At 39.2% G+C, this 13226-nt stretch carries 12 protein-coding genes and 1 other annotated feature; of the genes, 5 read left to right on the top strand and 7 right to left on the bottom strand.

Features of this window, described 5'->3' with window-relative positions:
* The first annotated feature begins 10 nt into the window (after positions 1-10).
* Together motP and motS are read left to right on the top strand one after the other, a co-directional pair.
* Positions 11-835, top strand: a complete 825-nt coding sequence (gene motP, locus KFZ58_RS11760) for a flagellar motor protein MotP (RefSeq protein ID WP_235791498.1) — start codon at positions 11-13, stop codon at positions 833-835.
* Positions 825-1625, top strand: coding sequence for a flagellar motor protein MotS (gene motS / locus KFZ58_RS11755; protein WP_235791497.1), 801 nt, complete (start codon positions 825-827; stop codon positions 1623-1625). The genes motP and motS overlap by 11 nt, the downstream gene beginning before the upstream one ends.
* Before the next feature lie 135 nt (positions 1626-1760).
* Here motS and KFZ58_RS11750 read toward each other — a convergent pair whose 3' ends face one another.
* The 4 genes from KFZ58_RS11750 to KFZ58_RS11735 form a co-directional block, all read right to left on the bottom strand.
* Positions 1761-2918, bottom strand: coding sequence for an acetoin utilization protein AcuC (locus KFZ58_RS11750; protein ID WP_235791496.1), 1158 nt, complete (start codon positions 2916-2918; stop codon positions 1761-1763).
* Positions 2915-3565 carry an acetoin utilization AcuB family protein gene (locus KFZ58_RS11745; RefSeq protein WP_235791495.1) on the bottom strand — a complete coding sequence of 217 codons (651 nt, stop codon included), beginning with the start codon at positions 3563-3565 and terminating at the stop codon, positions 2915-2917. Before KFZ58_RS11745 ends, KFZ58_RS11750 begins: the two co-directional genes overlap by 4 nt.
* Positions 3566-4219, bottom strand: coding sequence for a GNAT family N-acetyltransferase (locus KFZ58_RS11740; protein ID WP_235791494.1), 654 nt, complete (start codon positions 4217-4219; stop codon positions 3566-3568).
* Positions 4220-4418: 199 nt separating this feature from the next.
* Entirely contained in the window at positions 4419-6944 is a 2526-nt protein-coding gene (locus tag KFZ58_RS11735) for a transglycosylase domain-containing protein (RefSeq protein ID WP_235791493.1), read from the bottom strand.
* 117 nt (positions 6945-7061) lie between these two features.
* Positions 7062-7264: a binding site (T-box leader), on the top strand.
* A gap of 60 nt (positions 7265-7324) precedes the next feature.
* On the opposite strand from KFZ58_RS11735, the gene tyrS reads away from it, so the two are divergent.
* The 3 genes from tyrS (at position 7325) to nagE (ending at position 10847) form a co-directional block, all read left to right on the top strand.
* A complete protein-coding gene (tyrS, locus tag KFZ58_RS11730; RefSeq protein WP_235791492.1) occupies positions 7325-8596 on the top strand; it encodes a tyrosine--tRNA ligase in 1272 nt (423 codons plus the stop codon).
* Between the two features lie 224 nt (positions 8597-8820).
* Positions 8821-9315, top strand: coding sequence for a PTS sugar transporter subunit IIA (locus KFZ58_RS11725; RefSeq protein WP_235791491.1), 495 nt, complete (start codon positions 8821-8823; stop codon positions 9313-9315).
* A 59-nt stretch (positions 9316-9374) separates the two neighbouring features.
* Complete coding sequence (gene nagE, locus KFZ58_RS11720) at positions 9375-10847, top strand: N-acetylglucosamine-specific PTS transporter subunit IIBC (protein ID WP_235791490.1); 1473 nt, start codon at positions 9375-9377, stop codon at positions 10845-10847.
* Between the two features lie 76 nt (positions 10848-10923).
* Here the strand turns inward: nagE and KFZ58_RS11715 are convergent, their stop codons facing one another.
* From KFZ58_RS11715 to msrC, 3 genes are all read right to left on the bottom strand, one after another.
* Positions 10924-11349: a GlcG/HbpS family heme-binding protein gene (locus KFZ58_RS11715; protein ID WP_235791489.1), complete on the bottom strand. Its 426-nt coding sequence runs from the start codon at positions 11347-11349 to the stop codon at positions 10924-10926.
* 385 nt (positions 11350-11734) lie between these two features.
* Entirely contained in the window at positions 11735-12337 is a 603-nt protein-coding gene (gene rpsD, locus KFZ58_RS11710) for a 30S ribosomal protein S4 (protein WP_235791488.1), read from the bottom strand.
* A 304-nt stretch (positions 12338-12641) separates the two neighbouring features.
* Complete coding sequence (gene msrC, locus KFZ58_RS11705) at positions 12642-13127, bottom strand: free L-methionine (R)-S-oxide reductase MsrC (RefSeq protein WP_235791487.1); 486 nt, start codon at positions 13125-13127, stop codon at positions 12642-12644.
* Between the last annotated feature and the right edge of the window lie 99 nt (positions 13128-13226).

Genomic DNA, 13226 nt, shown 5'->3' with positions numbered 1-13226 from the left:
GAGAGATAATATGAGGAAAAGAGATATATTGACTCCTATCGGCATTACGTTAGGTTTTATTATGATTATGATGGCTATTATGGCAAAGGGTGGAAGTGAAGGCGCTGTTTCATTTCTCGACGCTTCTTCCGTCTTTATTGTAATTGGAGGTTTGATTGCTTCATTGTTGATTAATTTTAAAATGGAGCAGATTAAACGAACAAACAAAGTATTGAAGGAATCTTTTCATAAAAGTAATTTGCGTTTGCCTGAATTAATCGATTTATTTATTCGTCTATCCGAGCGGGCTAGAAGAGAAGGCCTCCTTGCACTGGAATATGAGTTGGATGAGGTCGATGATAAATTTATCCGTAAAGGTATACTTCTTGCAGTTGATGGCATGGATCCAGAGGTAATCCATGATATTATGAATGCTGAAATCACTGCGATGGAAGAGCGGCATTACAAAGGGAGAAGCATTATCGAGAAAGCCGGTGAATATGCACCTGCGTGGGGAATGATCGGCACACTGATTGGTCTTGTACTCATGTTAAACAGTTTAGAGGATCCTGCAACTTTAGGACCAAGCATGGCTGTAGCATTGTTAACAACCCTTTATGGAACTGTTCTTTCAAATCTAGTGTTTATTCCAATGGCCAGTAAGCTTGAGACGAAAACAGAAGAAGAAGTATTTATGAAACAAATCATTATCGAAGGTGTAATTGGTGTACAATCCGGCCAAAACTCAAGAATTCTAGAGGAAAAATTAGGTGCCTTTCTTTCTGACGAAACAAAAACAAAGCAGGAAAAAGAAAAAGAAGCAGGTTTCGTGGAGGAAAGCATCAATGAAGCGTAGAAAAATAAAAAGTAGCAAGAATAGCGGCGCACCTAAATGGATGACTACCTATTCAGATATGATAACACTTATATTGGTCTTTTTCATATTATTATTCTCTATGTCTCAAATTGATATGGCGAAATTTGATGCCATTTCCGAGTCGTTTCAAAATCGGATGCTTTTTGACTTTTATCCATCCCCCGTACCGATGGAAAATCCCACACAAAGTTCTAGTCATAAGGAAAATGGAGAAACATCAAATGAATTTGAGACACCAACTGACTTAACCGAAATAAATGACAGAGATGACATCCAAAATCAGGAAGACACGTTACAAACCTTAATGGAAGACATTGGAAACTATTTAGATGAACACGACTTAAATAATGTGATCTCTGCGGACAGAACGGAGCGAGGGGTTGTATTAGTCTTGCAGGAACTCATATTATTTGACCCCGGGCAAGCGGAACTGTTGCCATCAGGTGAACATTTTCTGGCAGAGATAGGATCTTTCCTCACAGAAATACCACATGAAGTTAAGGTTGAAGGGCATACGGACAATCGGCCAATCTCCAGTTATCGCTATCCATCGAATTGGGAACTATCCGGAGCAAGAGCGAGTAGTGTTGTGCGTTATTTAGTTGAGGGGAATGATTTGGATCAATCACGATTCTCTATTGCCGGCTATAGTGATATCGATCCGCTGGTTCCTAACACCAATCCAGAGAATATGAGTCAAAATAGAAGAGTCGAAATCCTAATTTTAGATCAGGATGCTGCAGAAACAGAGGAAGGGGACAGTCGATAGTCCCCTATTGTTTTCTATAAAATAAGATTTTATAGAAATTCTTGATGATATTTCAAATATGAAACCGATTATTTCTCTGATTTCTACAATTCCGACCTCTTGCCTCTGGCTTCTAGAAAGACGCGTTGCATTTTTCTATATTTTCGTGTTTGTATATTTAAGCAGATTCTGCAGGACTTTTTCATTTTTTTCGGTTATATCTGCTTTTCTTGGGATTGTTGGAACAATATTGCTATTGTCTTGCCACCTGCCTGGTAATGTAACTGGTGATTCCTTTTGCCATTTTTCTATCCATGAGGCGGGGATTTGTCCTGATGCTGGTTTTCCAGTTTTCATCACATTCCAAACTTGTGCCCATGCACGGGGTACAACTCTCCAAATATCATAGCCGCCGCCACCTAATGCTATCCATTTTCCATTACAATAATGATGAGCTAATTCATGGGCTAATTCTGGTATTCTCTCATATATGTCCATGGTTGCACATAAATGGGTTAAGGGATCGTAGCAGTGGGCATCAGCGCCATTTTGCGTTACGATCACATCCGGTTTGAAAAACGCTGCAATCTCTCTAAAGGCAGATTCATATCCATGTAGGAAAGATTCATTTTCAGTGAAGGCATCAATTGGAAGATTGAATGAATAGCCGTGACCTTCTTTAATACCGCGCTCATTAACGTTTCCTGTGCCAGGAAAAAGATATCTGCCGGTTTCGTGTATAGAAAATGTGCAGACATTCGGATCATCATAAAAAGCCCATTGCACCCCGTCACCATGATGGGCATCTGTATCAACATATAAAACTTTTAAATCATATTTTTCCCGAATATATTTAATAGCTACTGCTCCGTCGTTATAGATACAAAAGCCTGATGCTCTTCTGTTAAATCCATGATGAAGCCCGCCACCCACATTAACAGCATGGTAGAAGTCTCCTTCTAATACGGAATCTACCGCTGTTAAGCTTCCACCAACTAAATATGCAGATGCCCCGTGCATACCTTTAAACATTGGTGTGTCCTTTGTGCCTATACCATACTCCAAGCCTTCGTTTTCACTTAAATGTCCGGTACTGGCCTTTTTAAGAGCTTCAATATATGCGCGATCATGAAAGAGAGCCAACTCATCGTCTGTGGCCATTCGAGGTTCTACGATTTCATTCGGATTTAATTGATTTGCGGCCTCAAGTAATTCTTTCGTTAATACTACCCGTTTTTGATTAAAAGGATGCTCCAGATTAAAATGATAGTTTAATAATGCATCTGAATAAATAAAAGCAGCCTTATCTGTCATAGTTTTGGCTCCGGGATGTTATTTGGCCACATTAATTCATAACCCGCGTCTCTTAAATCATGAATAACAGGCATTGGATTCATTGTTTGAATACGGAATACTAGTATTTTAAACCTTAGATCATCTTTAAATGGATAGACTAATACAGATATAATATTTGCTTTTCTTTTCCCAATAATGGATGTTACTTCAGGCAATATACCTGGCTGATGTGGAACTTTTACTTCTATATGGGAGCCTTGCACGTTTGTACCAGTTAATTGTATTAATGTATAAAGCATATCCTTTTCTGTGACCATTCCTACTAAGATATTGTCTTTAACAACAGGGAGCGCAGCAAATTCTTCATCATAGAAAATACGGGCAATTTCTTCTACTAAGTCAAGTGGATGAATGGTTACAACCGGGCTCGTCATGATCGATTGAATATCATTTTCCAATTCACTCTTATCAGCATCTTTATAAAAAATGGAAGGACTAGCATCACGTACATCTCGATCAGAGACAATGCCTACAACGTTTAATGTCTCGTTTACGATAGGAATATGTCTGATTCGATGTTTCTGTAAAAGCTGGAATGCTTCAGCGATCGATGCAGTAGGTGATAATGTAATTACTTCTGTTTTCATAATTTCTTCTACCTGCATTTAAAAACCCTCCCTCATTTTTCGGTTTTGCTGTCTCCCTAGAAATCGAAGCTGATCAAATTGCTTGATTGATTCTTCCGATACATTTTTGCCGATGCGTACCATTAAACAGTTTGCTGGATGTGATATTATTTCAGGATCGTCGGTAGGTGCGGGTGTTAGCCCTCCCGCAGCCATCATTTTTTCCATTACTTTACGATAATCCCATATACTTAATTTGGTTTGATCCAAATCCCAATGCCAGTAATATTCCGTTGAGATAATGATATAATTTTCCATATAATCATCCATCATGGAAACGTTTAATAAGCTGGAAGCAACCCCTGTGCCACGATAGTCGGCAATGACCTCAACAGCTCCCAGTTCGATTAAATCTTCCATGTTAAATTCTGACCATCTTTCTAAAGGATCCGGGTGTATATATGTAACATATCCAACAATCGTATCCTTTGTTCTGGCAATGATAATTCGGCCTTCCGGGAAGTCGGCAATGTTTAACAATGCCTCAAATTGCTTTTTTGCCGGGCGGAATGCAATGAGTTGTTCATGAAAGTCATATTTTTTTAAAGTTGTTCGGTCTAGTGGCCCCTCAATCGTAATCTTCTCACCAGCATTTTCACGTATTAACGAATGGTAGGTCTTCGTATGCTTCATCATTTCACCACCTGTTTAAAGGAATTAATAATGCGCTTTCATATATCATTATACAGCATAATGGATTGTAATTTTAGTGATTCGGTAAAATAAATTAAATAAGGCTCTTTTCATAAGTTGGCTGCGCATTTCATATATAAACTTTTAGAAAAAGGCCTTAAATAAAAGAAGGGAGGAGACCTAAGCCTCGTCTCCCGTTTTATTCATCATCATCGTCATTATCATTATCATTATCTTCGTTCTCATCATTATCGCCATCGTTCTCATCATCGCTATTATCGTTTTCATCTTCATCTACACTGCTAGAAGAACCAATTTTTTCCCATAGATCCCGATTTGTACGCGGATAAAGTTCTGTAATATCACTTAATTGATCGTAATTATTTCGTTCTAAGAATTCAGGATTGAAGGTAATTCCATCTTCTCCACGCCTAATCAGGCTATCATCTGTTTCCTCTGGTACAAATTCTTCATTAAATAAATCAGTTTGAACAAGGCCAACTTCCTCACAGAGATCTGATGGAAGCATACCTGAAATTGCGCAATAACTGCGTTCAACGATACCGTCAGGACGCTCGAAAGATGATGGTGGGTTAATTAATTCCGGATCAATTTCTGCAGCACCATTTACCAGCTGTGCCCAAAATTGCTGTACCCTATGGCTATGGCCTTGAGGATCAGACGTACGATATAGTGAATCCGGCGTATCATAGCCCATCCATGTTCCAAATGTTACATTTGGGTTTGTTGCTACAAACCAAACATTTTCCCAGTCTTGTGAAGTACCTGATTTACCCGCCCAATCAACGCTCTTGTTTGCTAGTTGGGTGTTAACATATGTTCCAGTACCAACGTCCATGACATCTCTTAAGATATCCACCGTTAAATAATTTGTCTGCGGAGAAAATACATCTACAGCTTCGTTTTCGTGTTCATAAATCGCTTCTCCGTCTTTTGTTGTTATTTCTTCAATCATGTAGGCATCAGCGAATTGCCCATTGTTTCCAAACGTGGCAAAAGCATTTGTGTTTTCTTCTAATGTTACACCAGTGGTAGTTCCTCCGATGGATAATGAAGGATACTTAAATTCTTCATCTGATATTGTTGTAATCCCCATCTTTTTTATATATTCTCCTGGATCGTCATTAATCATTTGATTATAGAGTCTGCCTGTGGAAACATTATAGGAATTATACAAGGCTTTTCGAGCTGGGATTATACCATAATGGGTACCACTGTAGTTATTTGGCTCCCATCCTTGTGGGCCAATCGGTAGATCAATATCAGCAACGGGGGACCCAGGCTGAATCAAACCTTTTTCCATTGCTGGAGCATAAACGAGAAGCGGTTTAATAGTACTGCCATTTGATCGTACAGCATTGGTAGCATAATTTAACTGGTTATCTTCATTGTATTCACGGCCGCCAACAAAACTGATGATTCTGCCTGAGCTATTTTCTATCAATATCCCACTTGCTTGCACTTGCTGTGTGATCTCAGTCTCTTCTCCGTTAGCAAGTTCGACCGTTGTTACCGTGTCAGGTCCAAAGTTATCAAAGTTTTGGGTGATTTCCTGCATCGTATCATAAATATCCTTATCGATGGTGGAATGAATTTGATATCCCTTGTTTCGTAAATCACGATCAGCCAACATTTCATATTCTTCTTTTAATGTAGCATCATTATTAAGATCTTCCATTGTATATCCATCTTCTTCTGCAAGCATTTCCATAATTATTTCTCTTGCATTATTCTCTAATTCAAACGTAAGAGCTGGATATTGTTCGATAGGTGACTGAAAATCTTCAGAGAAATCTGAGACAATGTCATAATTAGTTGCTTCTTCATATTCAGTTTCCGTAATATATCCTTCATCAAGCATCCGATTCAGTACGGACTGCATTCGGTTCAACCCAGCTTGTAATCCGTCTTCACTTTTTAGCCCACCTTGATTGGAAAAAGGGGTATAGGATGAGGGACTTTGAGGAAGTCCCGCTAAGTAAGCTGCCTGTGCTATGTTAACCTCGTCTGCGTCAATTCCGAATATCCCTTGCGCGGCTGTTTGGATTCCGGCAATATTTCTACCGGAGGCGTCACGACCATATGGAACGATATTTAAATAAGCTTCCAGAATTTCATCTTTATCAAAAAAACGTTCCAAACGGAGTGCTAGCAATATTTCCTTTGCTTTTCGTTCAAAGGAAACCTCATTTGTTAAAACCTGATTCTTAATAAGTTGCTGGGTTAACGTACTTCCTCCTGTTTGATTATCTGCATTTGTTGCTTCTTGTACGACTGCACGAAAAATTGCTTTTGGGACAATTCCTTCATGTTCGCTGAAATATTCATCCTCGGTAGCAATTACTGCATTAATTAATGTCTCGGAGATATTCTCCAACGCAACTTCTTCCCGATGAAGATCTGAACGAACGTCACCGAAATACTCATCATCTGCAAAATATAATTCCGATGTTTCTTCATAATTGTATATGTCCTGTTCCATAGATTCATAGCTTCTTACCGGTTCATCCTTTACAAGGGAGGCGAAGTATCCTGCACCAATGCCACCAGCAAAAAACAAACCAATAACTCCAATAACAAGGAAGAATAAAACAACATTCCAAAACACATCATATGTAATCCGTGATGAGCGTTGGATGTCTCCGGTACGCCAAGCTTCCTTTATTTTTTTCTTATATTTATGATATAATTCCTTCAAATCCATGTAAAAACCTCCCCTCATACCATGTTTAAATTATAGCATAATTGCTTTTTGGTATATAGGGGAAAAATAAGTATTGCTTTTCAGATAAGAATATGGTATGAATATATAATAATAAATAAATATGCGAAGAAGGAATTAGTAGTTATGCATTTCCCTATTATAGAGAGCTGGCGGCTGGTGTAAGCTAGTATATATTTGCAGGCGAATTACAATCTGGAGCATTTTCTTTTTCGAAAGAAACGGTGGAAAACATCGATAACAATCCCAAGTGGCAATTAATGTGCAACAAGGGTGGTACCGCGTGTAAACTCGTCCCTTATTTTTTAGAGGGGGGAGTTTTTTTATTTTTATTAAAAAAATCATGATGGAGTGTGAAATGGATGGATATTTTGCAGGATTTAGAAACGCGTGGCTTGATTCAACAGACAACAGATTTTGAAGGATTAAAGCAACATTTATCAGCCAATCAGGTGACATTATACTGTGGGTTTGATCCAACGGCAGATAGTCTACATATAGGCCATTTGGTGCCGATTACGATGCTGAAAAGATTTCAAAAAGCAGGTCATAAACCGATTGCATTAGTCGGCGGCGGCACAGGAATGATCGGTGATCCCAGTGGACGCACCAGTGAAAGATCTTTAAATGAAGATACTATCGTTAAAGAATACAGTGAAAAAGTAGAGAAGCAAATAGCCGGACTGCTTGAATTTGATAAAGGGGAAAATCCTGTTGTAGCCAGAAACAATCATGATTGGTTAGCAAGTATGACGGTCATTGATTTTCTGCGTGACGCAGGTAAACATTTCGGTATCAATTATATGCTGTCAAAAGAATCTGTTTCAGCACGGATTGAACAGGGTATTACATTTACAGAATTTAGTTATATGATTTTGCAATCCCTTGATTATCTCAAATTATATGAACAGGAAAATTGCACATTACAAATCGGTGGTAGTGACCAATGGGGAAACATTACAGCCGGAATGGAATTGATTCGTCGTTCAAGGGAAAATGAAGATGAAGAAACGAATGTTTTCGGTTTAACGGTCCCTTTAATCACAAAAGCAGACGGTACGAAATTCGGGAAAACGGCAGGTGGGGCTATTTGGTTAGACCCTGAAAAAACAAGCGCCTATGAATTTTATCAATTCTGGTTTAATACGGATGATCGTGATGTGTTGAAATTCTTGCGTTACTTCACCTTTATTCCTGAAGAAGAAGTACAACAGCTTGAAGATGAAGTGATCAACCAACCGGAAAACCGGGTGGCACAAAAACGTTTAGCTGAAGAAATGACAAGAGACGTTCATAGTCAAGCGGCTCTAGATCAAGCGCAAAAAATATCTCAAGCCCTTTTTAGTGATGACTTGAAGCAACTTTCAGCAAGTGATATTGAACAAGGGTTTAAAGATGTCCCAACTTATCAAGCATCAAATGAGGAAACAGGTTTAATTGATCTATTAGTAAATGCTTCCATATCCTCGTCAAAAAGACAAGCAAGAGAGGATATCAACAATGGGGCGATTTATATTAATGGGGAAAGACAACAAGATCTTCAATATAATCTAATGGCAGATGATCGTATTGAAGATACGTTTACCATTATCCGCCGCGGAAAGAAAAAGTACTTCTTAATACGTTTTGAATAGAAAATTGATGAATCAGAGAGAATTTTTTGTATATATGGTGAATTAGCAGATATATTGTCGCCTGAGTTGCTGACATGGTAAGCTATGATTAAATAAAATATGATACTGATTTTATCAGGCATGGTGGTATTTGGAAATGGTATACACGCTTCATGTGCCCCGTGCCTATTCAAACGAGTGCCTCATATTGAGGTTGTACCATCATATGAAAGGAGACATGTATTATGTTTAAAAATTTATTTAAAAAAGAAAATCCTACTACGGAAATTTATGCACCTATATCCGGTGAAATAATTCCACTAGAGGAAGTACCGGATCCGGTTTTTAGTCAAAAAATGATGGGAGACGGTATAGCTATCAAGCCGTCAGAGGGTAGTATTTATTCCCCGGTTAATGGCAAAATTGCGCAGATTCCTGAAACGAAACATGCTATCGGACTGCGTACAGAAGATGGAATCGAAATCTTGATTCACATAGGGCTTGAAACAGTCTCGCTGAACGGAAAAGGATTTAATGTTAGTGTCAATACCGGGGATAAAGTGTCAGTTGGCCAGCAACTGATGGAGTTTGATTTGGAGTATATCCGAAATAATGCAGAAAGCGATATAACGCCAGTCGTCATCACGAATGGCAATGAAACAGACAAAACATATACAATGGCAGATCAAAAAGAAGGGAAGCAAGGGGAAACGGTTATCATCACAGCATCTAAAGGATAACACCCCGCCAGACATCTTCCCCTGCAGATATCTTAAGTAATGTTAGGAGGAATACATAAATGATGAAATATTTGCAGAATCTTGGCCGTTCGTTGATGCTACCTGTTGCCGTGTTGCCGGCTGCAGCGCTTCTGATGGGTATTGGAAATTGGATTCTTAATCTTTTTAATGAGAACAGTGTTATCGGTAATTACCTGACAAGCGGCGGTCTCGCAATTCTGGATAACCTTGGCATTCTGTTTGCGGTCGGTGTCGCTATAGGGATGTCAAAGGAGCAGGATGGCGCTGCTGGTTTAAGTGGACTTGTAGCCTGGTTGGTTGCAACTACTGTTCTAGGTATCACTAGCGTTGCTGGCCTGCAGGGTATTGAAGAGGGAGCGGTCAATGCCGCTTTCGAAAATACGGAAAATGTGTTTATTGGTATTCTGTCAGGTATCGTTGCTTCGATTATGTATAATCGATTCAGTCAGGTTAGATTGCCTGATGCTTTAGCTTTCTTTAGCGGAAAACGGCTGGTGCCGATTATGAGTGCAGCGGCCATGATGGTTGTATCAGCAGTTCTGTTCTTTGTTTGGCCTATTGTATACTCAGGATTGGTTTCATTCGGTCAGGCCATCCTTAATTTAGAAGCGGTTGGTGCAGGTCTATATGGCTTTTTCAACAGACTGCTTATTCCAACTGGTCTGCACCATGCGTTGAATTCGGTTTTCTGGTTTGACGTTGCAGGCATCAATGACATTGCTAATTTCTGGGCCAGTGAAGGTGAACAAGGAATCACCGGCCGTTATCAGGCAGGTTTCTACCCGATTATGATGTTTGGCTTACCAGCAGCGGCTCTGGCGATGTATCATACAGCCAAAACGAAGCGGAAAAAGCAAGCTGCGTCTCTTTTGATGGCAGCAGCGTTCGCGTCATTCTTTACCGGTGTAACAGAAGCGCTGGAATTCTCATTCATGTTCCTGGCTCCTGTATTGTATGTGGTACACGCAGCACTCACTGGTCTATCCCTATTTATTGCGGCATTGTTCGAATGGACAGCCGGATTCAGTTTCAGTGCAGGCTTGGTTGACTACACCCTGAGTCTGAGTGTGCCAATTGCAAATCAGCCATATATGCTGATCTTACAGGGCCTGGTATTTGCAGTCATTTACTACTTTCTGTTCCGCTTCCTTATTCTTAAATTGGATCTGAAAACACCTGGAAGGGAAGAGGGCGAACCAGGAAAAGGCGAAGTTGATGAAAGCTACAATATTGAGGAAGGGACGCTCGCTTCCGAAAAAGATGAAACAGCTATTATGGCTGAGAAAATTTACGAAGGTTTAGGCGGCGATGAGAACGTGCTAACGGTTGGTAATTGTGTGTCTCGTCTGCGTCTTGAAGTAGATGACATGGATAAGGTCGATCAGGATAAAATCAAGAAAACCGGCGTACCCGGTATCAACGTGGTCGGTAAGCATAATATTCAAGTCGTTGTCGGCACACAGGTGCAATTTGTAGCAGATGAAATTAGAAAAATCCGGAAGAAAGATTAATATAAGAAGCGAACAGTGCGGGTGCGCTGTTCGCTGATTTTTTGGTTATAAAAATATATCTATATTCTTACTGTTGTTACATGTTTTCTAAATTAAGTTCATTGAATGCTTTAACTCCCGCTTCTGCTACTTTTACATCGTTAGGAACAGTGCTTCCACTCACACCTATAGCGCCTAGAACTTTTCCATTCCTCTCAAGCGGAAAACCACCACCAAATACGACAATACGTCCTTGGTTGGTTGTATTGAGCCCATAGAGTTCTGCGTTAGGTACTGTAGCTTCTTCAAGATTAGAAGTAGGCATTTTTAAAGCGACAGAAGTCCATGCTTTATTCTGAGCAATGTCAATACTCGCCAACCAGGCATCATCCATTCGGTGCGTTGCAATAAGATTACCACCCTCATCCAAAACGGAAATAACCATTTGAACGCCTACCTCTGAAGCTTCATCCTCTGCCTGTTCAATAATTTTCTTAGCAATTTCCAAATTCATTTTTCCCATCGAAGATTCCTCCCATAATAGGTATTAAGTATACGCTGTTACAAAATAACAAATGATAACCCTAATTAATTTATTCAAATAATTGGGTTTAATTAAATTCTATCATTCCTTATTTTGGTAATCAAATTTCTGTGATAGTTTTTAACGGTAATAATGCTATTTATGCTCCACCTGGACATCGATTTGGTACTATGTATTTACGATAGAAGACGCAGTGAAGCGCCGTGAAATGAAATATCACCAACAAACTCACGTATTCTTAAACATCACCCGGATTCAACTTTAAAAGGTTATCTAAAACAAACAATATTTGTATATAAAAACCCCTCAAACCTTTTGCTAAGGTCTGAGGGGGTTAATAATTGTATTTTTCTAAGCAACTTTATTAACGTGAGTAATACTCAACGATTAACGCTTCATTAATCTCAGCAGGAAGTTCGGAACGCTCAGGGTAACGCGTATACGTTCCTTCCATTTTATCTTCATCAAATGTTATATATTCTGGAACAAAGTTATTTACTTCAAGAGCTTCTTTGACGATATCGAAATTTCTTGATTTTTCACGTAGACCAACAACTTGCCCTGGTACTAGTGTATATGATGGGATATCAACACTTTTACCATCAACTGTAACATGACCGTGGTTAACTAGCTGACGTGCTTGTTTGCGTGTGCGGGCGAGTCCCATGCGGTAAACCATGTTATCAAGACGAGAATCAAGTAAAATCATGAAGTTTTCACCATGGATACCTTTCATGTTACCAGCTTTTTCAAACAAGTTAACGAATTGGCGTTCATTTAATCCGTACGTGAAGCGTAATTTTTGCTTCTCTTGTAGTTGCAGTCCATATTCAGACATTTTCTTTCTTTGGTTTGGGCCATGTTGACCTGGAGCGTAAGGGCGTTTATCTAATTCCTTACCAGTTCCAGTTAATGAAATACCAAATCGACGTGATTTCTTCCATACTGATCCAGTATAGCGAGACATAGAAATTTCTCCTTTTTAGTTTATTTTGCATAAAATAAACGAGCGCGAAAACTACGTTGTCCATTATGTTTTCATGTACCATCGCTCCAGCAGCAGAGAGTTACACGATACACCTCTTTACTTAAAAGTCCAGTAAAACGAGGAACAAAATGGGTTCAAGCGCAAATTCACATAGGCTACCTTTATTATTTTACACAAAGAGTAGTATATAAGTTATACGGAGAAAAGTCAACTATTAATTTATACCTGCCATTCCTGCATTCCATGTTACAATACGAATAAGACGCTTTAAACACAAAACTTATCATTTGTTTAAATGTCCTTCTAGTACACGAACGAATTTTTCCAAGTAGGTTTGATCTATTTTGTCAAATCGATCTGTATTTGGGCTATCGATATCGAGTACACCATAAAGACCGTCATCTAAAGAGATTGGGACGACAATTTCGGATTGACTGGCAGCATCACAAGCAATATGTCCGGGGAATTGATTTACATCAGCGACACGTTGTGTTTGACGTTCTTTCATGGCAGTACCGCAGACACCCTTCCCATACGCGATTCGGATACATGCAGGCAATCCTTGGAATGGGCCAAGTACTAGTTCATTATTTCTCCAAATATAAAAACCAACCCAATTAATGTCTGTTAAAGATTGATTGAGTAGCGCAGATGCATTGGACAATAGAGCAATGTGATCACTCTCACCGTCACTAAGTGCATCCAACTGTTTTATCATTAATTCATAGTCTGTGATCTTGCTCTCGGCATACGTATTTGTTTGAACCATAAATTTTCCTCTTTTCTTATGCTATTTCGACAAACTCAGAGATATTTGTCGAGAAAAAATTGCAGGATAATTAATCTCTTTGTCGTAATTGATAATGTA

It is taken from the genome of Virgibacillus sp. NKC19-16, from assembly GCF_021560035.1.
In the GTDB taxonomy this organism is placed as follows: domain Bacteria; phylum Bacillota; class Bacilli; order Bacillales; family Amphibacillaceae; genus Virgibacillus_L; species Virgibacillus_L salidurans.
This window is presented reverse-complemented; position numbering and strand designations above follow the sequence as displayed.

What these genes read in the sequence shown, in the direction of transcription:
- rpsD (WP_235791488.1), bottom strand. Translation starts at nt 12,337, where the DNA reads ATGTCTCGCTATACTGGATCAGTATGGAAGAAATCACGTCGATTTGGT.
- motP (WP_235791498.1), top strand. Translation starts at nt 11, where the DNA reads ATGAGGAAAAGAGATATATTGACTCCTATCGGCATTACGTTAGGTTTT.
- tyrS (WP_235791492.1), top strand. Translation starts at nt 7,325, where the DNA reads ATGGATATTTTGCAGGATTTAGAAACGCGTGGCTTGATTCAACAGACA.
- motS (WP_235791497.1), top strand. Translation starts at nt 825, where the DNA reads ATGAAGCGTAGAAAAATAAAAAGTAGCAAGAATAGCGGCGCACCTAAA.
- KFZ58_RS11750 (WP_235791496.1), bottom strand. Translation starts at nt 2,918, where the DNA reads ATGACAGATAAGGCTGCTTTTATTTATTCAGATGCATTATTAAACTAT.
- msrC (WP_235791487.1), bottom strand. Translation starts at nt 13,127, where the DNA reads ATGGTTCAAACAAATACGTATGCCGAGAGCAAGATCACAGACTATGAA.
- nagE (WP_235791490.1), top strand. Translation starts at nt 9,375, where the DNA reads ATGATGAAATATTTGCAGAATCTTGGCCGTTCGTTGATGCTACCTGTT.
- KFZ58_RS11715 (WP_235791489.1), bottom strand. Translation starts at nt 11,349, where the DNA reads ATGGGAAAAATGAATTTGGAAATTGCTAAGAAAATTATTGAACAGGCA.
- KFZ58_RS11735 (WP_235791493.1), bottom strand. Translation starts at nt 6,944, where the DNA reads ATGGATTTGAAGGAATTATATCATAAATATAAGAAAAAAATAAAGGAA.
- KFZ58_RS11740 (WP_235791494.1), bottom strand. Translation starts at nt 4,219, where the DNA reads ATGAAGCATACGAAGACCTACCATTCGTTAATACGTGAAAATGCTGGT.
- KFZ58_RS11725 (WP_235791491.1), top strand. Translation starts at nt 8,821, where the DNA reads ATGTTTAAAAATTTATTTAAAAAAGAAAATCCTACTACGGAAATTTAT.
- KFZ58_RS11745 (WP_235791495.1), bottom strand. Translation starts at nt 3,565, where the DNA reads ATGCAGGTAGAAGAAATTATGAAAACAGAAGTAATTACATTATCACCT.